Raw genomic sequence first — 22,913 nt, forward strand, 5'->3', positions numbered from 1 at the left:
CTTGTCGCTCACATTTGTGACACTGGTATGAATTTTGCGCATTGACCCTCAGGCTAAAAGCGGCTATTGATTATGTGTGATGGCGAAAAAGTCATCACTGTTTTCTTTCCAGCAGAACTGAAAATGAGGGAAACGAGGCATGAAGAGACAAAAACGCGATCGCCTAGAACGGGCTCAATCACGTGGGTATCAGGCTGGTATTATTGGGCGCTCAAAGGAGTTTTGCCCATATCAATCGGTAGATGCAAGGTCACATTGGTTGGGAGGCTGGCGGCAGGCCATGGAAGACAGGTCGGTAATGGCCTGATGGTCATCGCTATCAATTCGGATTAGTAATAAAAACCTCTGTTAACGCAGAGGTTTTTATTCAGCGAATTAATTGAGTTATGAATATATGTAGAAAATATTTAAAATTTATATATGTAGAATTCAATTTCTTATATTTTTAATCCTAGGTTAAATTGGGCTTTATTTTTTGTAACCTATCAGATAATGTATTATTGAATGAATTATTATTGGGTTGTGAATTCATTACATGGACGAATAATTTGGCTTTATCATATTTTAAATTATTATTAATTTAATGAATTGTATGACGCCAAAAATGGAGTTTGCTATTTGGAGTTATAGGGATGTTTGAACATCAGGATAGTTTAAAATCATTAAGGAAGTTTGATCTAAATTTATTAACGGTTTTTGAAGCTGTTTATTTTTATAAAAGCGTCAGTAAAGCCGCTGATATTTTAGGCATGACATCTCCAGCGGTAAGTCAGAGTATTCAGAGACTCAGACAGTATTTTCCTGATCCTCTATTTATTAGGGATGGAAAGGGGATATCTGCTACGGTTTTTGCTGATAGCATGCATGAAAATATAAAGGGAAGCTTAAACGGTATTATTGATATTTTTGCGGATAAGGGGGATAGCATCAGAAATCTGGTGATATGGAGTGATCCTCATCTAGCACAGCTATTGATACCGGATGTTTGTAGTCACCTTATGTCATCGGCAAAGATTAAGTGTCGAATTGCTCACAATCTATTGCCTGAGGATCCTATAGAAGTAGAGCATGCGCTGCTGTACCATAAAGCGGACATCATTTTTGATATTGTTCCAATCTATAATTCGGCTATTGAGTCTGAGCTAATTTATAGTGAAAAAATCGTGATGGTTTGTTCTAAAAACCACCCAAGAATTAGTGGTGAAGTGACTAATAGCAGCATAAAGGATGAACGTTACACAACAATTACCAAAAATAGAAAAAAAATTAATGAGTTCAGAACAAAAATAGATATCCTTTTAGGTAAAAGAACCGTGTCTTTTGCATCACCATCATTAATTACGTCTTTAGCCGTGATTGAAAAAACAAACGATGTCGGCTTTTGCCCTGAGTCAATGTATGAAAAGTTTAAAGATATATATAATATTAAGCGCCTAGATTGTGAGGCTGACTTGGGGACCTATGAAGTCTATATGTCTTACAGTAAAAAGGCACAACAAGATAAGGCGCTATTAGATCTAGTGAATAAAGTTAAAGAGGTTCTTATTACGCAGAACACTTCTGTTCTACGCTAGGGTAAATATTGGAATGTCGGTCCTATAGAAAAGAAAAAGCGCAGCTAGCTGCGCTTTTTCTTATGCGTTAAATGGCAATAGCCACAGACGCTAACGCATTAGAATGCGCTGGTATCTTTGAACAAACCTACTTTCAGATCAGATGCGTTATAAATAACCTGACCATCAACTAATACTTCACCATCAGCCATACCCATGATTAAACGACGGTTGATAACACGTTTAAAATGAATACGGTAGGTGACTTTTTTCGCAGTAGGCAGAACCTGACCGGTAAATTTCACTTCACCAACGCCAAGTGCACGTCCTTTACCTTCGCCGCCTAACCAGCCCAGGTAGAAACCAACCAACTGCCACATGGCATCTAAGCCTAAACATCCGGGCATCACGGGATCACCAACGAAATGGCAACCAAAGAACCATAGGTCAGGATTGATATCCAGCTCAGCTTCTACATAGCCTTTGTTGTAGTTACCGCCGTCTTCGGTCATTTTAACGACACGATCCATCATCAGCATGTTGCCAGACGGCAGTGGTGGTCCACCAGCACCGAACAGTTCGCCGCGTCCAGACGCTTCAAGGTCTTCTTTAGTATAAGATTCGCGTTTATCTACCATAATTCTTGTAAGCCTTATTTTAATGAAGGGTGCATGTTAGCTAACACGTGTACGCTGAACAAGTCCGATCAGCCATGGTTGAACCAGTTTAGCCAGCGTAATGGCCAAGGCAATTGACGTTTGTCCAGTGGACTGATAGCTGCAATTCGATCTTGAATTGCACCGATTAGGCTAGGCCCAGTCTCACTACGGTATACTACGCCGGTCAGAATTGGCAACGCATCTTCTGCATTCTCGACGGCCCAAAGATGGAACGTTCCAGCTTTAACTGCTTCGATAACGTCTGTGCTTAAGCATAAATGACGAGCGTTGGTTGCCGGGATAATCACGCCCTGAGAGCCCGTTAAGCCACGACGCTGACAGGCCTCAAAGAAGCCTTCAATCTTCTCGTTAACGCCGCCAATAGGCTGTACGTGGCCAAATTGGTCTACAGAGCCGGTGACTGCGATCTGTTGGTTGATTGGCGCGAGAGAAAGCGCGCTGACCAACGCACAAAGCTCAGCAAGTGAAGCGCTGTCACCATCAACTTCGCCATAAGATTGCTCAAAAACAATTGAGGCAGAGAAGGGAAGCTGTTGCTCTAAATCTAATTCAGAGATTAGGAAGGCTTGCATAATCATCATGCCCTTGGCATGCAGATTCCCGCCTAGCTCCGCTTTTCGCTCCACGTCAGTAAATTCGCCATCGCCCAAATGCACCGCGCAGGTAATACGCGAGGGCTCGCCAAACATCAGCGGATGACCTGGATACTCTAATACCGACAAGCCATTGATTTGGCCAATGACCTCACCTTCGGTTTCTATCAGAATTTGGCCTAGCTCAATTTCATCATGCATGCGCTCGGCAAGATAGCCCTCACGCCAGCGGCGAGAGGCGAGTGTTTCATTGATAGCTTGAGCATCGATAACCTCATTGCTGTGCAGCGCGGCTTCACGCAGCGTACGAGCGATGAGCGTTGGGCTAAGCGGCAACGCACCTTGGTCACCAATTGCACGAATGGCCGTATTGACGAGAATGGGCCATGCATCTTCTGCAATCGGAGGCAGTTGGTATTCGTTGGCAATGGTTGTTACCAATGAGCACCAACGCTGCATATCCTCGCTATCCACCAGTGACATGTCTGCTTCGAACTCACCGTAAATTGAGTTGAAACATAAATCAGGTTCCATATCCTGAAAATCAGCCAATCCTTCACGGTCGCTGACCAGAATGACCTTAAGGTCGATCGGCATATCAGGAATATGAACCGGCAGCGGTTTATTCTCATCAGGTGAGAACCATTTGAATTTTCTGCCAAGAACGATTTGTTTCAATCGCAGCCAAAGAAGCGGCTGAGCGAGCATCGTACGCAATGACAGGATTAACACACCGCCGTTTGCCTTATGAACTATGCCCGGCTCAAGGGTGATTTTTCCATTGGACTGGCGAACAGTGCCAAACAATTGTTCACCCTCGTACCAGTCGGCAAAAAGTGACGTTGTGGTTGCCGCAAAATTCGCCTGAGGATTGTCAGCTGGCATGATGCTGACGTGCATACCATCGATGTGATATTGGCTGCCTCGCAGGCTGAGCTCCGGCAATAACTCTGCGGTAGCACGATGCAGGATTGCCAAATACTCATAGGTCTCCTCTGCCTTCAAGATCATAAAAGGTGAAGGCGATTGCGGATGACAGAAATGGGCCAAGCTGTTTTCCAAGCGAGGCTGATATTCTGAGAACGTCAGCGCAGGCTGTTGTGCCGCCGCAGAGAAAACAGACTGATAAGGTGTCGTATCGGGCAGTAGCGATTGCCAGTCGAGTCGATAATTGCTCAAAGTCGTCAATTTTATTGTCAGTAGGAAAACCGCAATTATACAAGATTCCACCGCCCTGCACAGGAAACAACGGCAGAAGAGTTAAAAGGAAGTGATTTCGATGCCGACCTGAATAAAAAACAATCAATAATAAAACATGAAATATCTGCAAAACTAAAAAAAGTTGTTATTCTTATGGGAAGTTACCGTGTCACTGGCAGATATCTCAATGAAATACCAACAGCTTGAAAATCTGGAAAGTGGGTGGAAGTGGAAATACTTGGTGAAGAAACACCGAGAAGGGGAAGCGATCACCCGCTATCTAGAAACCAGTATGGCTCAGCAGGCTGTTGATCTGCTGTTAAAGCTTGAGAGTGAGCCTGTTAATGTTCACGAATGGATTAGGGAACATATGAATCCCGATCTGCAAAACAAGATGAAACAAACCATTCGTGCGCGGCGAAAGCGTCATTTCAACGCCGAACACACACATACACGTAAGAAGTCTATCGACTTAGAATATCTGGTTTGGCAACGTTTGGCAGGGCTGGCGCATCGACGCGGTAGTACGCTTTCTGAAACTATCGTGCAGCTTATTGAGGATGCGGAACGCAAAGAGCAGTATGCGAATAAGATGTCATCGTTGAAAAAAGATTTGCAGTCGTTTTTGGGTAAGGCCCCAGAATAGCACTGATTTGTTACCATTAATCACCGTGACAATGAACCCGTATCAACAATGACTCCAACAAACAACGCATAAAAAAAGCCTCGCAATGCGAGGCTTTTTGATTAAAGGACCAACGAGTTAACTTAAGCCTGTGGCTGAGTTACTACGTCTTTGATGCCTTTAACTTCGATTTCTACGCGACGGTCTGGAGCCAGGCAGTCGATCAGAGCTGCGCGAGCTTTAACGTTGTCACAGGTAGAACCAGTAACTGGGTCAGCTTTGCCCATGCCACGTGCAGAGATTTTGTCTGCAGGGATACCTTTAGATACCAGGTAATCTACAACGCTCTGTGCGCGCTGTTCAGACAGTTTCTGGTTGTATTGTTCAGAACCGATACGGTCGGTGTAACCCAGAACAACTACAGAACCGTCTTTAGGATCCAAGTTGCTCAGCTGAGAATACATCTGATCCAGAGCCTGCTGGCCTTGTGGTTTCAGAGTTGCTTTGTTGAAGTTGAACAGAACGTCAGACTTCAAAGTGAAACGCTTGGTTTCAACAACTGGAGCTGGAGCTGGTGCTGGAGCAACAACTGGAGCAGCTTCATCCTGACCGAAACGGTAGGTAACACCTACGCTCAGCAGGGTGTTGTCTGGACGTGCAGCAGTTTCGTTAGCATCACCAATGTTGCTTACGAACTGATAGTCAAGACGGGTTGCCCAGTCTTTGTTCAGTGCGTATTCAACACCGATTGCAGCCAGTGGAGAAACACCGGTGTCGTTGCTGTCGATGTAACGACCTTTGGTTGCAGAGTTTGCAGAACCGTCAGCACGCCATACCATACCACCCAGACGAGTGTAGATGTCCAGATCGTCAGCAATTGGGTAGCTCAGTTTAGCAGCCAGCTGAACGCCTTGAGATTTGAAAGCACCGTTGTTGTCGCCACGGTATTCCATACGACCTAACCAATCGTAGCCCATTTCAAAGCCCAGGTATGGGTTTGCTTGGTAACCGAAGAACGCACCGCCACCCATCTGGTCAGGACGTACGTTGGTGCTACCAAAATGGTTGATGCTGTTGTCGTAGTAGTGGGACCAGCCCAGTTTACCACCAACATACCAAGTATCATCTTTAGGTGCTGCTTGCGCTACGGTAGCGAAACCAGCGAGTGCCACTGCTAATGCGATAGCTGTCTTTTTCATTTTGCGCCTCGTTATCATCCAAATAGGCCAAAGAGCTAGATTGCTACAATTAGCCCTTGGTTAAAATCCTTTGCTAGGTTTTCGCTCGATTAAATACTGTGCCAATTTTCTCGGCGTTATAGAGCAACCTTCGCGATAACAAGTCTACAACGAGATTAGAAACTTACAAGTACGATGTGATATAGCTCAACAAAAAAACCGTTAACGTGTACACTTCATTTAACGTTTTGTTCAAAAAATAAACGTCGTTTTTTTCGCAAAAAAGAGCAGTAATGCAGGCGTAATGCGGGTTTCTGCTATAAAATTAAATAATTAGCAGTGAAAAAATAGCGCTGATAAGATTTCTCTTAAATTTACTTAATGAAACAATTTGGACTGAATTTTTAGCAGATTTCGTTGTCCTTGCTCTGGTTCCGAATTCAGATCGGGCTGCATAACCAGTCCAAAACACTCTCCATCTTGCGCAGCCTTTCTTAATCTTGTGCGTTCATTTTGGGTCAACGGCGGCAGCCAACCTAATACAACACTATAGTTACCGCTACGTAGTGCGCATTCCATCGCATAGATAGACTCTATTGGCTCAATCTGATTGAGCTGCATAACCTTGCTTGCTGGTAAGCCGGAGTCAGCAAGCCATTGTTTGCTTAGCCGATGTTGCGGATTTAACCAGAGTAACCAGCGAGATTGCTTACCGAGCTGACGCAGTAACGGCAGCAGAAGGAGAGATAACATAGGCTGATGTTCGCTATAGACCAATTCACTGATGACGCCTGCATAGGCATTCCCTTGCTCTTCAGTTTCATGATGCGCTGACGGGCTTAAAAATGATGAGCGTTCGGTGTAGTGATGCAGTGACTGTGTGCGCATGATATGTTCTCGCTGTGTGTACTGTATGAATATACAGTACATGGGTGATCGGCAGAGATCAACCTCTTTTTTACAATGCTCTTCGCAAATCTGCGATGAAAACGAGCGAAAACTAACTTTCAGTTTGGATGCTTTTCGGTAATTCGCTATGTTCTTAATTCACTGTTATTGCTAAATAAAGTAATTATTAGTGTTGTGAATGCATATTAAGGGAGTTACATATGAAAGGACTATTGACTGAAAGGGCCGACGTTGCATATGAAGTTTTTTCTTCGCTCGGTGCGGTGACTTTGCGCTCGCAGTTTGGAGGTTTTGGTGTATGGCTAGACAAAACCATGTTTGGTGTGGTCTCTGAAGGGGAGCTATATCTACGGGCGCATAACGAATTGAAATCTCGATTTCTGACTTATGGTATGAAGGCGTTCATCTATACCAAACGAGGGATCCCTGTACGTTTAAGCTATTACCGCGTTGAACATAGCATGTGGGATGACCCGGCTTTCTTGCAGCATCTTGCGAATGCGTCGTTACAGCAATCGGTGATGCTTAAAAAATCGCTGCGGGCGGCAGAAAGCACAGGGTTGCGATCGCTGCCAAACATTAACAATACGATGGAGCGCCTCTTGGGAAAAATAGGCATTACGAGCCCTGAACAGTTGATTAGCATCGGTGAGACAGAAGTATTTATTCGACTTAAAAAAATGAATGCCAATCTGCACAACCGGCTTCTCTTTGATTTGGCGGGGGCGGTGAGAAAATGCCATGAAGCGGCGCTCTCATATCAGGTGCGAGCCACGCTGGATGAATGGCTAAAGCAAAATACCTATCGCTGGCAGAAATAATACTGGGGTTTGCCCAACAACAGGGAGCCATAGCTAGGCTCCCGTCAGATAGTTAATTGGGATAGAGATATTAGGCCGGAATAAGTTCACGCTTGAGCTGCATTAGTTCCGGTAACACGCCCATCATCAGGCTTATCTGCTGTACAACCAGCTGTTCCGCGTTATCAGAGGGAGATGCATACTCTTCCAGACGTTGCTTAAGCCCCTGAATGGCCTCTTCGGTACGTTTAGCAATGCTATCATCGTAGTTGAGCGCATCGTCCATATAACACGCGGCATCGTCAAGCATGCTGAGTACTTCGCCGTTATCCAACTTTTCCCGATGTGCGCCTAATGCTGAAATATAGCTAAGCAGCGTATGGTTTAGGCACAGTAGGCGGAAAGCGGACTCTTGCGTTTGAGCATCATTTTTCGGCTCTGCGGACATATTTGAAATCACTGACGCCAGTTCCGCATCGCAGTTATGAGCGTCACGCCGCGCGATTCGATAATCCAACGCGTTGGATTTCCCCTGATGGTATTGCACCAGAATAGCGTCGAGATAGCGGCAATCTGCGTTAAGGGTCTTTTGCACCACCGCAGGCAATGCGCGGAATTTCCAGTCTGGCCAAATAAAGGTAACCGCCGCCCATGCGATAGCGCATCCCACCAGCGTGTCGAAAACTCTCGGTCCCGCGACTTCAAAGCCTTCGCCTAACAGGTTAAAGCATAGCAATACCAACAGCGTGATAAACATCGTGGCATGTGCGTATTGCACATTACGAAACGCAAAGAACAGCACGCCGCTTATCACGATTAGCAGCATTTGGCCGTCAAGTGATGGCACAAAATAGAGGATTGGTAATCCCAATAGCACGCCAGCCAACGTGCCAATGATACGCAGCGCTAATCTTCGCTTGGTGGCGTTGTAGTTAGGCTGACAAACGAACAAGCTAGTCAGCAGGATCCAATAACCATGATTTAAACCGGTAAATTGAATAAACCCGTAGCCCACGCCTAAGACTATCGACATACGTACCGCGTGGCGAAAGAGGGCCGATTGCGGCGTGAGATGCCGACCGATCCGCAGCTTCATATCATTCCAACCGCTGATGCGATCGTCAGACAGCGTATTTTCCTCTTCTCGCACGGCAGCCAGAGACTGTTCAGATTCAATATTGGCAAGCTGTGCATCTATTGCTTTGAGATTTAGCAACAGGTTAAACAGCGATTTCACCAAAATATGCTGATGGCCGTGCTGCGTGGCGATACGTTGCAGCGTCGCCTCTAAATGGGTAAAGGCCCGTTCGAAGCGTAAATCATGTTGGTATTTCTGCTGAAGCAGAATGGATTGTGATAACTGGGAACAGGCCTGAGCCTGTAGCATCAAAAGCCGCTGGAAGCGAAACAAAACATCGCTATAGCGGAACATCTCACTCAGTTGCTGATATTGAAAATGCGAAGAGCTGGCGCGCTCATGAATATCTTGCGCGACAAAATAGTAATGCAGAGTACGGCGCGTGCCGCGCTGACCTCGGTCACCTTTTAAACGCGTGAGCAGAGACGCTTTAGTCTGGTTGAGCGTAGTGACCAAATTACCGTTAGCCATTGCGACGTCAATCAGCGGCTGATTGAAGTTCCCTTCCTGATCGGGGTCGAACAAATTAGATTTTGCATCGAGATAAACGGCCAGTTGCCCATAGCTACGAGCCAAGGCTTCTTGCAGTGGCCGGATCGGAAAAATTAGATGGCCCAACAATGTCAGGACGTTGTACCACACCGCGCCAACAACCAAGAGCAACGGCTGCTGATACCAAATGTGGTACATCGAGGTACCCAGCATGGTGTAAATCGCGATCAGCAGTGCGCCGAATGCGATAGTTGCATAGCGTTGCCCTAACGCACCGAGCAGAATAAATCCGATGGTTGACGCCATCAACCCAATGGCAAATAGCCACGGATAAGGGAAAAGAATTTCAATCGAGGCAGATGCAATAAAAAAGCAGGTCAGGGTAATGGCTAAATTACGCAGTCGTCCAACTAGGCGGTCATCAAGATCGGCTAAGGCAGCCGCCACAACGCCAAGCGTGAGCGGAATGGTTAACCGCGGTTCGCCGATGAACCACGGCAGGCCAGCGGCTCCTGCAAGTGCAATAAAAATACGAAAGTTATAAAGCAGGGCGCTACTGTACGCATAGCGCCTTAAACCTGGTGCAAAAGAGAGCACGTTGTGACCCTTTATTTAAAACGACGACTTGCATTGGCAATACGCATCTGCTGCGCAACTTCAACGGGTACGACACGACGCCCCACTGGCCATAATGCAATAGCAGCAATTTTAAAGTTGGCAATGCCAACCGGAATTCCAATGATAGTAACGCACTGCACAATACCCGCGGCAATATGTGACAAGCACAGCCACCAGCCGAAGAGAATAAACCAGACAATATTCAGCAAGGTTCCACCGGTAGAAAGCAGCGCATTTTTACGTTCTGGATATAAGTCATCCACATGAACGGCTTCATTGCCAAACGGCAGCAGAGAAAGTTTGGTTATTTCCCAGCATGAGCGCGTTAGTGGCAGAGTGAAAATTAAAATAACGCTGACTGCCGTCGCTAATAACCACCCCAAAGTCGTGAAGAAACCACCCAGAACAAAATTAAGAATATTAAGTACAGTTCTCATAGATCTTTACCTAAATAACAACATTAACAATATGCATTTTACCGCGCAGTTTACCCTGTTTTGAGTTTCTCTGATATTCATCTGCTATACCCACAGCGTAAAAGAGGGAAAATTCATAAAGATAAGCCCTATAACGCAGGTTCTAGGTATGTTGCAGGATCACAGGTAAACTATAGTGATACTGAAGAACGAAAATACAGTGGCGAAACAATGGAACTGAGAGCAACCAAAATGGGCCAACATCTGGCTCAGCATCCTTATAACCGCGTCAGATTGCTGAATGCGGGCGTTGAGGTGAGCGGCGATCGCCATGAGTACCTTATTCCGTTTAACCAATTGGTCGCCATTCATTGCAAACGAGGCATTGTGTGGGGCGAATTAGAGTTTGAACTGCCTGAAGCCAAGGTGGTACGTTTGCACGGCACCGATTGGCAAGAAACCCAGCGCTTTTATCACCACCTCCAGCAAAGCTGGCAGACGTGGAGCGATGAAATGGCGCAGATCAGCGCCGACGTACTTTCTGCGCAGGTCGCCGAGCTAGAACAGCTCAATCAACAAGATCGCTGGCTCAAACGCAGTGAACTCACCGATATTGGCACCATGATTAAGGGCTGTTTCGAAGCCATCCCTTTGCCGCAGCAGCGCCTTGAAGAGTTTGACAGCTGCCGTGAACGCTACCGCTATTGCCTGAGGTGGCTGCAGTATGGCTTAAAAATGGTTGATGAACGTAATCAACAATGGACCAAGCGCATGCTGTCAGAGCACGCCGATTTCTTCGAGCAGGTAGAAAGCCAGCCGTTAAATCCGTCTCAGGCACAGGCCGTGGTGAACGGTGAAAATGGCGTTCTGGTGCTGGCTGGCGCCGGAAGTGGAAAAACATCCGTGCTGGTGGCGCGTGCAGGTTGGTTATTGCTGCGCAAGGAGGCCACTCCAGAGCAGATCCTGCTGCTCGCCTTTGGGCGTAAAGCCGCAGAAGAGATGAATGATCGTATCAAAGAACGTTTGCATACGGCAGATATTCAGGCCAAAACCTTTCATGCTTTAGCGCTGCAAATTATCAATCATACCGGCAAGAAAACCATCAACATCAGTAAGCTTGAGGGCGACGCGCAGGCTAGGCAAAAGCTGTTGGTGAAAACCTGGCAGCAAGAGTGTGCGGCCAAAAAAGCGCAGGCCAAGGGCTGGCGCCAATGGTTAACCGAAGATCTGGATTGGCAGGTCGAAGAGGAAAATTACTGGCAGGACAAAAAGCTGGCGATGCGTTTAGCCCCCAAATTGGAGCGCTGGGTAGGGTTGATGCGTGAGCATGGTGGTTCGCAGGCGCAGATGATTGAAGGTGCGCCAGAAGAAATCCGCGATTTATTCCAAAAGCGCATTCGCTTGATGGCTCCGTTACTCAAAGCGTGGAAAGCGGCACTGAAAGATGAAGGCGCAGTGGATTTCCCTGGTTTGATACAGCAGGCGATTGCGGTGCTGGATAAAGGGCGTTTTATTAGCCCGTGGAAACATATTCTGGTCGATGAATTTCAGGATATCTCACCGCAGCGCGCAAGGTTGCTTGAAGCGCTGCGTAAGCAAAACTCACGCACAAACCTGTTTGCCGTTGGAGATGACTGGCAGGCGATCTATCGTTTCAGCGGTGCCGAACTTTCGCTCACCACTGCGTTTACTCAGCATTTTGGTGACAGCGACCGGCGTGAACTCGATACCACATATCGCTTTAACCGCCGGATCGGTGAGATAGCCAATGGTTTTATCCAGCAAAACCCTCATCAGCTACGCAAAGCACTAAATAGCTTGTCTGAAGGGCCGAAGAAAGCGGTGACGATTCTGCCGCAAGAACGGTTAGAGGATCTGCTAAACAAGCTCAGCGGCTACGTAAAACCTGAAGAGCGGATCCTGATCCTAGCGCGCTACCGGTATCTCAAACCGGATGTATTAGATAAAGCCGCTACACGCTGGCCTAAACTCAATATGGAATTTACGACTATTCACGCCAGCAAAGGACAGCAGGCTGACTATGTGATTATTTTAGGCTTACAAGAGGGCAAAGATGGCTTCCCAGCGACAACGGGCGAGTCCGTCATTGAACAGGTTCTGTTGCCACAGAGTGAAGATTTCCCAGACGCTGAAGAACGTAGATTGCTTTATGTTGCGTTAACGCGAGCACGCCATCAAGTGTGGCTGATGCAGGATGTCGATAAGCCGTCGGTATTTGTTGAACAGCTCAAGCGGCTGGGCGCAGCGGTACAGCGCAAGCCATAAAAAATGGGGACTTAAGTCCCCATTTTTGTATCTATTTCCCAGATTTACTTCAAACGCTCGGCTAAATAGCGCTGGTAGTCGGGGATCGCGATCTCAACTTCGTCTTTAAACATCGGGGAGCTAATCAGGAAATCGGCTGTTGAACGGTTATTAGCGACGGGAATATTCCAAACCGTAGCCAAGCGCAGCAACGCTTTGACATCGGGATCGTGTGGAACCGCATTAAGAGGATCCCAGAAGAAAATCAGCATATCGATTTTCCCTTCCGAAATCAGAGAACCCACCTGCTGATCGCCGCCCATTGGGCCACTGAGCATGCTGTTTACAGGAATGCCGGTTGCGCGCTGGATAAGATTACCCGTGGTACCGGTAGCAGAAAGTTGATGCTGTGCCAGCTGATCGCGGTTTGCTTGCACCCAGCTCAGTAGCGCCTGTTTACAGTGATCGTGAGCAACAAGCGCGATATGTTTTTTCTTAGCAATAGTGCGGGTGGTGAGTTCCATGTCTAGACCTTTAGCCAATCATATGAATTCACACACAATACAATAAGGTTGCTCACCATAATCAGACAAGACGCAAAAAAAAAGGCTGCTTGACGATTAATTCATCACTTTTGTGTTTTTTTGATCAGCGCAGGCAGAGCGGCTGAGGCATCGGAGAGGTTATAGCGCTGCATAGCTTGTTCATAGTTTGCTAACAGCGGCTGGCTGATATGCAAAACATCGGATTTATACTCCACCGGAATACCACGGTTATTCAATAAATCGAAGCTGAGGTTTTTCTCAAACGCGCGAACGTCATGTTCATTAAGCAGCTTGGGAATTTTAATGCTGATTGAGGTGTAGTCGCATACGTCAAAGACCACCACTAAAGGTACCGAGGTGAACATCCGCTGGTGCTGTCCCGCAGGGGGAACCATTTTCTCCACGCGGAACAATATTTGATGAACACCGCCGTTGAGTTCCAAACTATCGGCGCTTTTAAATAGGGCACTAGGCAGCTGCTGGCCATCAACGGCCAGAAGTTCAACTTCTGAGCTAAACTTTAAGGTAGTAGCAAAAACGGACTGGCTGAGCAAAAATAGCAACGCACCTGTCTGTAAAACGCGATATCTCATGAAACCCTCAACTATAGACTGTGCGAAGGACATTGTTCAGTAGCCTTCATGGTGTGTCAAAGTATTTTGTTGTTAATACTTATTTACATGTTAGCCGATGAATATCAAATAGAGCCACAACCACGACTCAATTAGGCTAAGCAAAGTGATAAGAATGACCCGTTTCGCTTACTCTTTGTATTTGCCACTTATGGAGCCAGCATGACCGAACAACAGATCAAATCTATTCTGCAACAGGTAAAGCACATAGCGTTAGTCGGTGCGAGCGATAAACCGCATCGGGCAAGCTATGGGGTAATGGCATATCTGCTAGAGCAAGGCTATCAGGTTACGCCCGTCAGTCCCAAATTGGCAGGGCAAAACCTGCTAGGCCAGAAAGTGTATGCAACCTTGGCTGAAATACCACATCCCATTGATATGGTGGACGTATTTAGGAATTCGGAAGCGGCTTATGGCGTAGCGGAGGAGGCGATTGCGATTAAAGCTAAAGTGTTGTGGCTCCAGCTTGGTGTCATCAACGAACAGGCTGAACAGTTGGCGACAGAGGCCGGATTACAGGTTGTGATGGATCGCTGCCCTAAAATTGATATTCCGCGCTTCGGGTTAGAAAAGGCGTAAAACACAGACAAAAAAGCCCAGAATACTGGGCTTTTTAAAGAAAGATTCAGAACGTTAGTTTCTCAGCCGCGGTGCTTGTAGCTGATGACGGATTGATTCGGCTAAATCATCCATAGAAGGCTGTTCAGGATGGGCGTCGCTGTTTTCGCCATCAAGCTGCGCCTCCGCTAAATAGGTATGCACCGCCTCACCATCATCATTTTCCATCACCACGTGATACCACGGCATATGACGCAAATGTTCGTTTGCGGCTAATTCGTCGGCGTCAGGTGCGACTTCGAGTGAATATTCAGGGTCAATATCTACCACCACACCCAATGAGCCTAACAGTTTGTGGCGTACCTGCTGTCCGATGCCAAATTTGCTGGTAATCATAATGACCTCCTGAGAAACCGTTGCTCTTTCCCCTGTCGTTGCGGGTCGCACGAACAGGGTTTACCTATAAATATGTGGGCGGAGACGAACGTTTCAACCTTATCCATGGTATATGCCGCTGCATGAAACCGTTCATGGCAGCGGCGATCGCTTTTTGATTAACCGACTACACGGCAAGCAAAGCCTTTCAGATACAGACCTTCAGGGTAAGATGCGATAACCGGATGGTCGGCCGCCTGACGATACTGCTCTATAAATTGTACATCACGTCCAGCATCTATGGCGGCGTCGGCTAAAATTTTCTGGAACAATTCGATTGGCATCAATCCTGAGCAAGAGAAACTCAGCAAAATGCCACCGCTGTTCAGCAAGTTCATTGCCAACATATTGATATCTTTATAACCACGGCACGCACCCGCCAGCTGACTTTTGTTTTCTACAAACTTTGGCGGGTCCATGATGATAAGGTCAAATTTACGACCTTCATCGCGGTATTTGCGTAGCAGTTGGAAAACGTCGGCACGGACGAATTCAGCTTTACTCAAATCTAGCTGGTTGAGTTCCACGTTTTGGCGAGCCACATCTAACGCCGCCTGTGAGGTGTCTACGCTAATAACGTGCTCACAGCCGCCCATCAGCGCGGACACCGCGAATGCGCCAGTGTAAGAGAAGCAGTTCAGCACTTTGGCGTTGGCGGAAAAACGACGCGCGGCGAGTCGGCTGTCGCGCTGATCGAGATAAAAGCCAGTTTTATGGCCTTCTTTAATATCAACCAAAATCTGCATGCCGTGCTCGCGGATAGGCAATAAGGCGGGGGGTTCGTCGCCCAGCACTAAACCTTGCGCCAAAGGTAACCCCTCTTTTTTACGTACCGCAACGTCTGAACGATCGTAAATTGAGCACTCTGGGTAGCAATGCTGCAGCGCGGCTAACAGATTAGCACGCTGGTATTCAGCGCCTGCTGAAAGCAACTGCAGGACGATGAAATTTTGGAATCGGTCGATGGTAATTCCCGGCATGCCGTCAGATTCACCGGCGATCAGGCGATAGCCTGTTAAATCATCACGCTCGGCCAGCCATGTACGCCACTGCTGAGCGGTTTGCAGACGATTGATGAAAAAGTCACGATCCACGGCTTCCTGCTGATCAAATGTCCAGACACGCGCACGGATTTGAGACTGAGGCGAAAAAGCGGCACGGGCCAGCCATTTTCCCTGAAAATCACAAACGTCGATGGTTTCACCTGAAGCAGCATTACCCTCAACGCGGGTCACTGCACCGGAGAATACCCATGGATGGCGGTGGAGTAAGGACTTTTCGCGTCCTTTGGCAAGAAATAAACGTGCGGTCATGTTAGTTTTCTATGATCTATGATGAATCAGACAAATAAGGTGCGACATTGTCCGGTTATGGGACAAGAAAAGCAAATACCCAAATCACTCGGAGCTTAGGGAGGCAATATGTCAAAAGTCAGTATGGCGGCTTATGTTGCAGGTAGCGTTCAGGGCGTCGGTTTTCGCTATAACACGCAGCGTCAGGCGCGGGCGCTCAATCTTACCGGCTATGCCTACAACATGGATGATGGCCGAGTGGAGGTGGTGGCGGAAGGAGACGCCGACGCGGTCGAGCAATTGATTGAGTGGATAAAGCAGGGCGGTCCACGCGGTGCCCGAGTCGATCAGGTACTCACAGAACCGCGTTCGCTACAGAATTTCAGCCAGTTTAAAATCAAATACTGATTAAATGCATTTCACCGGCTTTGGCAAACCCGCAAGCTTGGTGGCTTGTTTGGCGGGGCCCTTAGGAAATAGACGATACAAATAGCGACTATTTCCTTTTTCCTCGCCATATTTTTGTGTCATGGCTTTTACCAGCATGCGAATGGCGGGCGACGTATTGAACTCCATATAGAATTCACGCACAAAACGCACCACTTCCCAGTGGGCTTCGCTCAGCTCAATACCTTCTTCCATCGCCAGCAAAGGCACCAGCTCTTCGCTCCAATCGCTACTGTTCAGCAAGTAACCCTGCGCATCCGTCTCAATCTGGCGGCCAGCAAATTCTAACATCGGGATTGTATCTCTCATCGACAAATCAGCGGCTATTGTAACTCATGGAGCGGCAGCGCGGCAAAGTGAGCAATAAGGGAAGGAGAAGGGTGCAGCTCAGAAACAAGAAAGCCCCGCTTTTGGCGGGGCACATTTTGTTGGGTAAAACATTTTGTTGGGTAAAACCGTGCTACATATTCAGCTGGGCTGAATTAGTTACTGCGTGCGAAACCCAAAATGCTCAACAGGCTGATGAACAGGTTATACAGGGAAACATACAGGCCAACGGTGGCACGGATGTAGTTGGTTTCGCCGCCATGAATAATATTGCTGGTTTCCCACAGGATGGCACCCGTAGAGAACAGAATAAACAGCGCGCTAATCGCCAGCGACAACGCTGGGATCTGTAAGAACAGGTTAGCAACCACGGCAACCAGCAAAATAACAAAGCCTGCCATCATCATCCCGGAAAGGAATGACATATTTTTGCGCGTGGTCAGCACGTAGGCCGAGCAGCAGAAGAACACCGCCGCCGTACCGCCCAGCGCCAGCATAATCAGATCGCCTGCGCCGCTGGCGATAAAGGAACTTAAAATTGGGCCAAGGGTATAGCCCATAAACCCGGTCATCGCGAACACCGCCAAAATACCGGCAGGGCGATCGGCCAAACGATAGGTTAGGAACATCAGGCCATAGAAACCAACCAGCATCAACAGCAGACCCGGAGCAGGCAACATCAGCACCGTGCTAGCCGTGGCGGTTAATGCGGAGAACGCCAGCGTCAGTGCCAGCAGAAAATAAGTATTGCGCAACACTTTATGCGTGCTCAGCAGAGAGTCGCGCGAAGATGAGCTGGAAACAACAATACGGTCCATAGAATTTTTCTCTTGTGTAATGAATCGATCGGAAAATTATTGATCTAGAGCAAAATAATAGAGAGGAGCACGCGCGCACGAAAGGCGTTTTACCCTTCTTTACTTTGATTACAGTGGGAAACTATCCAAAAGAAAAGCGCGATAACGTTGATGTTTTCACCAGTGCGCTGAAAAATAAAACAAACAAACTAATAATTGGCGATTTTATCGGCATTCGAACATTCTCGTGCTTTACAAGAAATTCCTGTGCCGTTATAGTTCGTCCCGTTGCGGAGGAGTGGCTGAGTGGTTTAAGGCAGCGGTCTTGAAAACCGTCGAGTGTAACAGCTCCTAGAGTTCGAATCTCTACTCCTCCGCCAGATTTTAGGGAAGTCAATAACTTACAATGAGTTTTTGGTTTATCCTGCATGAAGTGATACAAAAAAAGCCCGTGATAACGGGCTTTTTTTGTATCTAAAATCTGAGTTTTTCATCAAAAACCTATCCAAGTGAACCTGATGGCTACCGTGTAAGGTAGCCATCAATACGGGTAATTAGCTCCGTATAGCGTTTAAACAGTAAAGTCGGGTGATACACCCCTGCTGCAGATCTTCTTTACAGGATTGTAATCAACTGTTCCTTGCTGAGCAGTATAGGTTCAATCGCTATGCCACGCTGCTGTATAGCCCAACGACGGGCAAGCTGTTTTCTGGCGTTGGCGTTTTATGCTTGCTGCAGTTTCATTGGAACATCATTTTTCTGTGTTTGATTCATTCGATAAAGCAAATACGTAGAAATTATTCCTAGTATTGTACAGGCAATTGATAACAAGAAAATATAAGTGTAGCCATCAGAACCATGCTTATCGAGCCAATTTCCTGCCAAAGTGTAGTAGAATGCATCGGGAGAAAAACCAATGAAGGAAGCGAAGCCAACAACAGCACCAGTTTTTTCTAATGGAATCTTAGACTCGGATACAGATGCGAAGTAGATACCTCTAAATGCAAATAGAAGTATGCTAAGAATAAGCATATTAACAACTGCAATCCACATAAAGCTTTCATGTTTAGGTATGAGCATAAATGCGGCGCAGCTAAATAACATGAGAATGAAGCCAAAAAATAACACTTTAATGGAAGAACCAACTTTGTCGGTAACAATACCAGCAGCGGGTGATGCACCCATCTTGATGACATAGGTTCGTATAATTGAAACTATAGAAACTAACGCCAGTGGCATAGCATAAACGTCAGATAAATAGGGGCTTAAATAGGTTAGGCTGGAGAAGATCATATAAGTGGAAAATATGATTGCACCAATGAGCCACGCTTTAGGCATTGATACAACGTTAAATATTGACCTTAAGCGGTTTTTTTCATTGGCATCTTGCGTGGAGTTTTCTTTTTCAATCAGAAAGAATAGAAAAATGCCACATAGAACAGATGCGGATGAGTAAAGCCATATTACACATTTAAATCCATATGATATTTCAGCGAATTTACCAAAAAAATACAAACCAATAAAAGATATCAATGTACCAGCAACACCTGACAGTCCTTCATAAAATCCAAATATGCGGCCCTGCTCTGATTCAGTTCCTTGCATTCGGACAATTTTTATTGATGCTGCAAAAAAAGTGAGAATCGTTGTGATTCCCCATAAACCTGATATTAACAATATTATACTATATGACGGATAAGTTGAGTAATAAAAACCTAGACCACCAGAGGAGACTAAAGAGAACGTAATTAGATTTCGACCCGAGAATCTATCTGCAAACCAGCCGCCTAAAAAATATGAAAACATACCTATGAAACCATACAAACTGAGTGCATTACCTATTTGAGTATGCGACAGTGAAAGAGCTAGTTGCATAGGTTCATAAAATGATGACTTCATGTATGGAAGGCTATACATTGCTGTTGTGCCAAACGCTAACAAGAATATAATAATAAGCTTTTTTGAGTTATTCTTAATTTTCATTTTTAAAACTCTATATGTTAAATATGAAAAGTCATTGGCGTACTTATTGGGGCTATAAGATATAAAATTTTCTTATAGCATATCCAAGCCCGTTAAAAAAAACTTAACGCTTGATGAATATCACCAATAATATCTCTTGATGACTCAAGCCCAACAGATATTCTAATTAAATTTTCTCCATTCATTTGAACTAGCGTGTGCTCTTCGCCTAAACTGGTAGCGATGGTGATAAGCTCAAAAGCATTGATAAGTTTTCTGCTGGCTTGATCTCTTGTATATCCATTTATTCCGTCCTTTAGCTTGAAAGAGACCACTCCGCCGCCATGACCATTCATTTGTTGTTGGCAAAGTTCATATTGAGGATGTGATATAAGTGATGGGTATTTAACAACTTCAACGAACTCCTCATTGCTAAGATACTCTGCCATGAAGTGGAATACTAAATCTGGCCACCTGAATAGAGGTGATATCATCGCCTCATAGTCAAAACAGGTGACATTATGACCGGACGTAACAGACGCAATTTTAGCCCCGAGTTTCGCCTCGAAGCTGCCCAGCTTGTACTCGATCAGCACTACAGCGTTGCCGCCGCTGCAACAGCAATGAATGTCGGTAAATCCACGATGGATAAATGGGTTCGCCAGCTTAAAGAAGAACGCGCAGGGAAATCCCCAAAGGCCTCTCCGATGACGCCTGAGCAACTTCGCATTCGTGAATTAGAAAAACGACTACAACGTGTTGAAATGGAAAACGATATATTAAAAAAGGCTACCGCGCTCTTGATGTCAGACTCCCTGAACAATTCTCGTTAGTTGAGAAACTCAGGACGCGGTTTCCTGTTGCCTTTATTTGCAATGTGTTCGGGATCCATCGCAGTAGCTATCGGTACTGGCTAAGCCGACCGCAGAAACCTGATGCAAAACACATCGTTATACTTAGCCTAGTTCGTGAAGTTCATCATGCCAGTAATGGCTCTGCGGGGGCCCGGAGCATTGCCGATATGGTCAGCGCAAAAGGTGTTCCGTTGAGTCGCTGGCGGGCCAGTAAGATAATGAAAGAGCTGAATATTATTAGTTGCCAGCAACCGGAGCATCGCTACAAAAAAGCCACAAAAGAGCATGTGGATATCCCTAATCATCTGGATCGCCAGTTTGCAGTAACGGAACCTAATCAGACCTGGTGCGGCGACGTGACCTACATCTGGACGGGCAAACGCTGGGCTTATCTGGCGGTTGTTCTGGATTTATTTTCTCGCAAGCCAATAGGCTGGGCGATGTCGTTTTCTCCGGACTCAGTTCTGACAGGAAAAGCATTAACGATGGCCTGGGAAACCAGGGGAAAACCGGCTGACGTTATGTATCATTCTGACCAGGGAAGTCACTATACCAGCAGGGAATTCAGACGGTTATTGTGGCGTTATCGTATAAAGCAAAGCATGAGTCGACGAGGGAACTGCTGGGACAACAGCCCAATGGAACGATTTTTCCGCAGCCTGAAATCAGAATGGGTCCCGAACTGTGGATACGCTAATTTTAGCGAAGCAAATAGATCAATAACGAATTACATCATTGGTTATTACAGCCAGCTCAGACCCCACCAATATAACGGTGGCTTAACACCCAATGAATCAGAGCGATTGTTCTGGAAAAACTCTAAAACTGTGGCCAGTTTTTGTTGACCACTTCATTTTTATATATAAGTCATGTGTAGGTTATATAACTTGTTATATTCAGTAGGATAAATAGCATTGATATGCGGTAAACTATAAAGTCTATAGTTGCTATAGAGTCAATAGAAGCATAATAGAGCTGCATCACACTTATTTAATTTCATTCGTTGCACTACGACTGTTAACGAACTGTTGCTGGTGGCCTTTTTTTGTTGTGTTGGTGTGAGTAATGTTACTCATCATTGAAATGAATTAGTAATACCGGCAATCCCTAAGACCTGTACCTTTACACAAGACATCTGAGATCAATTTCGCGTTTTTGAACCCTTATTTGTATCTCAGTTAATAGGCCCTTATTTATACCTGTTGATAGCGGATCTATTATAGGAATCTCATATACATTATCCTCTACAGGAATTCTTTTGTATTCAACGTAATTAATTATTTTTTTTAAACTGTTATAATTATCTTTATATGGCCCTCGATAAGTTATGCAGATAAAATCGCCGTCAGGAATTTCAGTGATTTTCTTTTTCGCTTTTTCGTTGAAAAGATCACGTTCTACAACAACAAAACTATTTTCGTAGGTTACTTTTTTATTGGTTGTAATGTTTTTTATTGAAAGTATTCCACTAACACCTCCATAAAATATAGATATATTTTCCTCTAAAATATTAGCAATTTTTCTTCTCGAAAATCCCATTGCATCTTCGTAGTTTAATCCTGGCTCATATCCTATGGATAAAACACTCCTACTAGGAATGTGTTTTCTAGTTATTTCCCCTACATTTTCAGCATATATACTATTTTGGATGGTTTCTTTCTTAGTCGTTAAAACCTTTTTAATGAGTTCGAGATGTCTTATTTTGTTCTCAACAAATTCTACTTTTCGCTTGAGAAGTTCTAATATTTTATCATCACTATCGGTCAAGTGCTTTCTAATTTCTTTAAGTGGTATATCTAAGTACTTCAAGTATTTTATAGTGTCGAGAACGGAAAATTGTTCTATTGTGTAATATCGATAATTACTTTCCTTATCAACATATGCTGGTTTGAATAATTCAATTTTATCATAATATCTTAATGCCTGTACGCTTATCATATGAAGCTTTGACATTTCACCAATTGAAAAATATCTAGCCATTACGTGTTCTCTGTAGAACTATAGTTTTTGTATTTTATACTCTACATATAAATAAAACATGTGTTTTTTACAGGATGTTGACATGGGTGCATGTTTTTTAAAACACTTCAATTACAGAGGTCTAATTCTTTTCAAAAAAAACGAGATTGGAGTTTAAAATAGTTACTCTATGGCTAGAAATGTTCTGTTTTTGGTGCAGTGAATTAACATATGCTCATATGAGGGCCTTGAGTTAATACTAATACCTTGTCCAGTCATCCATCAACGCCACACGCTTAGGCCATAACGCCCCACATTGATATGCAACTTCAGCCTTATCTGCAAGTTGATGCGCCAGAGCATGTTCAATCACTTCGCGTTAATAATCTGTTGTTTCACCAGCCCAGTCACGAAAAGTGGAACTGAAGCCGTGTTGGGTTAAACCTGAATGACCCATTCGTTTCAAGACAGCTAGCAATGACATATCTGATAGTTTCCCACCACGAGGAGCAGGGAAGACACTGTTATTGTCTTTAAAGCATTGTAAATCCTTTAATAGGGTAACAGCAGTATCAGACAGTGGTATACGGTGTTCTTTTCCGGCCTTCATTCTATCTCCGGGCATACGGTACAGCATA

The 22,913-nt window shown here is 45.4% G+C and carries 23 protein-coding genes, 1 tRNA gene and 1 pseudogene; 9 read left to right on the forward strand and 16 right to left on the reverse strand.

What is annotated here, in order from left to right; translation table 11 throughout:
• Window positions 1-139: 139 nt before the first annotated feature.
• Together rmf and AB3Y96_RS08330 are read left to right on the forward strand one after the other, a co-directional pair.
• Window positions 140-307, forward strand: a complete 168-nt coding sequence (gene rmf, locus AB3Y96_RS08325) for a ribosome modulation factor (protein WP_004095659.1) — start codon at window positions 140-142, stop codon at window positions 305-307.
• 325 nt (window positions 308-632) lie between these two features.
• The gene (locus AB3Y96_RS08330) at window positions 633-1,574 is read left to right on the forward strand and encodes a LysR family transcriptional regulator (RefSeq protein ID WP_072307287.1); all 942 of its coding nucleotides are present in this window, start codon (window positions 633-635) and stop codon (window positions 1,572-1,574) included.
• A 98-nt stretch (window positions 1,575-1,672) separates the two neighbouring features.
• On the opposite strand, the gene fabA is transcribed toward AB3Y96_RS08330, so the two are convergent.
• Complete coding sequence (gene fabA / locus AB3Y96_RS08335) at window positions 1,673-2,191, reverse strand: bifunctional 3-hydroxydecanoyl-ACP dehydratase/trans-2-decenoyl-ACP isomerase (protein ID WP_025801007.1); 519 nt, start codon at window positions 2,189-2,191, stop codon at window positions 1,673-1,675.
• A 68-nt stretch (window positions 2,192-2,259) separates the two neighbouring features.
• Entirely contained in the window at window positions 2,260-4,005 is a 1,746-nt protein-coding gene (locus tag AB3Y96_RS08340; RefSeq protein WP_367300298.1) for an AAA family ATPase, read from the reverse strand.
• A gap of 208 nt (window positions 4,006-4,213) precedes the next feature.
• Here AB3Y96_RS08340 and matP point away from each other — a divergent pair, with 208 nt between their 5' ends.
• The gene (gene matP / locus AB3Y96_RS08345; RefSeq protein WP_072307604.1) at window positions 4,214-4,672 is read left to right on the forward strand and encodes a macrodomain Ter protein MatP; all 459 of its coding nucleotides are present in this window, start codon (window positions 4,214-4,216) and stop codon (window positions 4,670-4,672) included.
• A 122-nt stretch (window positions 4,673-4,794) separates the two neighbouring features.
• Here matP and ompA read toward each other — a convergent pair whose 3' ends face one another.
• Window positions 4,795-5,850 (reverse strand): porin OmpA, encoded by a 1,056-nt coding sequence (gene ompA / locus AB3Y96_RS08350; protein WP_072307289.1) that lies wholly within the window; start codon window positions 5,848-5,850, stop codon window positions 4,795-4,797.
• 357 nt (window positions 5,851-6,207) lie between these two features.
• Entirely contained in the window at window positions 6,208-6,717 is a 510-nt protein-coding gene (sulA, locus tag AB3Y96_RS08355) for an SOS-induced cell division inhibitor SulA (RefSeq protein WP_072307290.1), read from the reverse strand.
• A 221-nt stretch (window positions 6,718-6,938) separates the two neighbouring features.
• Between sulA and AB3Y96_RS08360 the strand changes: the two genes are divergently transcribed.
• The gene (locus AB3Y96_RS08360) at window positions 6,939-7,559 is read left to right on the forward strand and encodes a TfoX/Sxy family protein (protein ID WP_168780341.1); all 621 of its coding nucleotides are present in this window, start codon (window positions 6,939-6,941) and stop codon (window positions 7,557-7,559) included.
• Between the two features lie 70 nt (window positions 7,560-7,629).
• Here the strand turns inward: AB3Y96_RS08360 and yccS are convergent, their stop codons facing one another.
• Together yccS and AB3Y96_RS08370 are read right to left on the reverse strand one after the other, a co-directional pair.
• Complete coding sequence (gene yccS / locus AB3Y96_RS08365; protein ID WP_072307291.1) at window positions 7,630-9,765, reverse strand: YccS family putative transporter; 2,136 nt, start codon at window positions 9,763-9,765, stop codon at window positions 7,630-7,632.
• An 11-nt stretch (window positions 9,766-9,776) separates the two neighbouring features.
• Window positions 9,777-10,223, reverse strand: a complete 447-nt coding sequence (locus AB3Y96_RS08370) for a YccF domain-containing protein (RefSeq protein WP_367298940.1) — start codon at window positions 10,221-10,223, stop codon at window positions 9,777-9,779.
• Between the two features lie 210 nt (window positions 10,224-10,433).
• On the opposite strand from AB3Y96_RS08370, the gene helD reads away from it, so the two are divergent.
• Window positions 10,434-12,488 carry a DNA helicase IV gene (gene helD / locus AB3Y96_RS08375; RefSeq protein ID WP_367298941.1) on the forward strand — a complete coding sequence of 685 codons (2,055 nt, stop codon included), beginning with the start codon at window positions 10,434-10,436 and terminating at the stop codon, window positions 12,486-12,488.
• Between the two features lie 44 nt (window positions 12,489-12,532).
• On the opposite strand, the gene AB3Y96_RS08380 is transcribed toward helD, so the two are convergent.
• Both AB3Y96_RS08380 and AB3Y96_RS08385 read right to left on the reverse strand, forming a co-directional pair.
• Window positions 12,533-12,991 (reverse strand): methylglyoxal synthase, encoded by a 459-nt coding sequence (locus AB3Y96_RS08380; protein ID WP_043492573.1) that lies wholly within the window; start codon window positions 12,989-12,991, stop codon window positions 12,533-12,535.
• Between the two features lie 104 nt (window positions 12,992-13,095).
• Window positions 13,096-13,605 carry a DUF2057 family protein gene (locus AB3Y96_RS08385; protein WP_367298942.1) on the reverse strand — a complete coding sequence of 170 codons (510 nt, stop codon included), beginning with the start codon at window positions 13,603-13,605 and terminating at the stop codon, window positions 13,096-13,098.
• Window positions 13,606-13,806: 201 nt separating this feature from the next.
• Here AB3Y96_RS08385 and AB3Y96_RS08390 point away from each other — a divergent pair, with 201 nt between their 5' ends.
• Window positions 13,807-14,223: a CoA-binding protein gene (locus tag AB3Y96_RS08390; RefSeq protein ID WP_367298943.1), complete on the forward strand. Its 417-nt coding sequence runs from the start codon at window positions 13,807-13,809 to the stop codon at window positions 14,221-14,223.
• Between the two features lie 54 nt (window positions 14,224-14,277).
• Here AB3Y96_RS08390 and hspQ read toward each other — a convergent pair whose 3' ends face one another.
• Together hspQ and rlmI are read right to left on the reverse strand one after the other, a co-directional pair.
• Window positions 14,278-14,598 carry a heat shock protein HspQ gene (hspQ, locus tag AB3Y96_RS08395; RefSeq protein WP_025801019.1) on the reverse strand — a complete coding sequence of 107 codons (321 nt, stop codon included), beginning with the start codon at window positions 14,596-14,598 and terminating at the stop codon, window positions 14,278-14,280.
• Between the two features lie 158 nt (window positions 14,599-14,756).
• Window positions 14,757-15,950, reverse strand: coding sequence for a 23S rRNA (cytosine(1962)-C(5))-methyltransferase RlmI (rlmI, locus tag AB3Y96_RS08400; protein ID WP_367298944.1), 1,194 nt, complete (start codon window positions 15,948-15,950; stop codon window positions 14,757-14,759).
• Between the two features lie 108 nt (window positions 15,951-16,058).
• Between rlmI and yccX the strand changes: the two genes are divergently transcribed.
• Entirely contained in the window at window positions 16,059-16,337 is a 279-nt protein-coding gene (yccX, locus tag AB3Y96_RS08405) for an acylphosphatase (protein WP_367298945.1), read from the forward strand.
• Here yccX and tusE read toward each other — a convergent pair whose 3' ends face one another.
• Window positions 16,338-16,667 (reverse strand): sulfurtransferase TusE, encoded by a 330-nt coding sequence (tusE, locus tag AB3Y96_RS08410; protein WP_046457935.1) that lies wholly within the window; start codon window positions 16,665-16,667, stop codon window positions 16,338-16,340.
• Window positions 16,668-16,858: 191 nt separating this feature from the next.
• On the reverse strand, window positions 16,859-17,521 hold the full coding sequence (yccA, locus tag AB3Y96_RS08415) for an FtsH protease modulator YccA (protein WP_367298946.1): 663 nt from the start codon (window positions 17,519-17,521) through the stop codon (window positions 16,859-16,861).
• Window positions 17,522-17,792: 271 nt separating this feature from the next.
• On the opposite strand from yccA, the gene AB3Y96_RS08420 reads away from it, so the two are divergent.
• A tRNA-Ser gene (locus AB3Y96_RS08420) sits at window positions 17,793-17,880 on the forward strand.
• A 343-nt stretch (window positions 17,881-18,223) separates the two neighbouring features.
• Here AB3Y96_RS08420 and AB3Y96_RS08425 read toward each other — a convergent pair.
• On the reverse strand, window positions 18,224-19,483 hold the full coding sequence (locus AB3Y96_RS08425) for a nitrate/nitrite transporter (RefSeq protein ID WP_081329515.1): 1,260 nt from the start codon (window positions 19,481-19,483) through the stop codon (window positions 18,224-18,226).
• A 92-nt stretch (window positions 19,484-19,575) separates the two neighbouring features.
• Window positions 19,576-19,911 carry a PLP-dependent transferase gene (locus AB3Y96_RS08430; protein ID WP_367298947.1) on the reverse strand — a complete coding sequence of 112 codons (336 nt, stop codon included), beginning with the start codon at window positions 19,909-19,911 and terminating at the stop codon, window positions 19,576-19,578.
• Window positions 19,912-19,983: 72 nt separating this feature from the next.
• Here AB3Y96_RS08430 and AB3Y96_RS08435 point away from each other — a divergent pair.
• A protein-coding gene (locus AB3Y96_RS08435; RefSeq protein ID WP_168780213.1) for an IS3 family transposase occupies window positions 19,984-21,161 on the forward strand; the annotation gives its coding sequence in 2 pieces (ribosomal slippage) (window positions 19,984-20,242 and window positions 20,242-21,161; 1,179 coding nt in all).
• Between the two features lie 277 nt (window positions 21,162-21,438).
• Here AB3Y96_RS08435 and AB3Y96_RS08440 read toward each other — a convergent pair.
• Window positions 21,439-22,296, reverse strand: a complete 858-nt coding sequence (locus AB3Y96_RS08440; RefSeq protein WP_367298948.1) for a MerR family transcriptional regulator — start codon at window positions 22,294-22,296, stop codon at window positions 21,439-21,441.
• Between the two features lie 238 nt (window positions 22,297-22,534).
• Window positions 22,535-22,906: pseudogene (locus tag AB3Y96_RS08445) on the reverse strand (tyrosine-type recombinase/integrase); the annotation flags it as partial.
• Between the last annotated feature and the right edge of the window lie 7 nt (window positions 22,907-22,913).

Source organism: Hafnia alvei, assembly GCF_964063325.1.
GTDB classification, from domain to species: domain Bacteria; phylum Pseudomonadota; class Gammaproteobacteria; order Enterobacterales; family Enterobacteriaceae; genus Hafnia; species Hafnia alvei_B.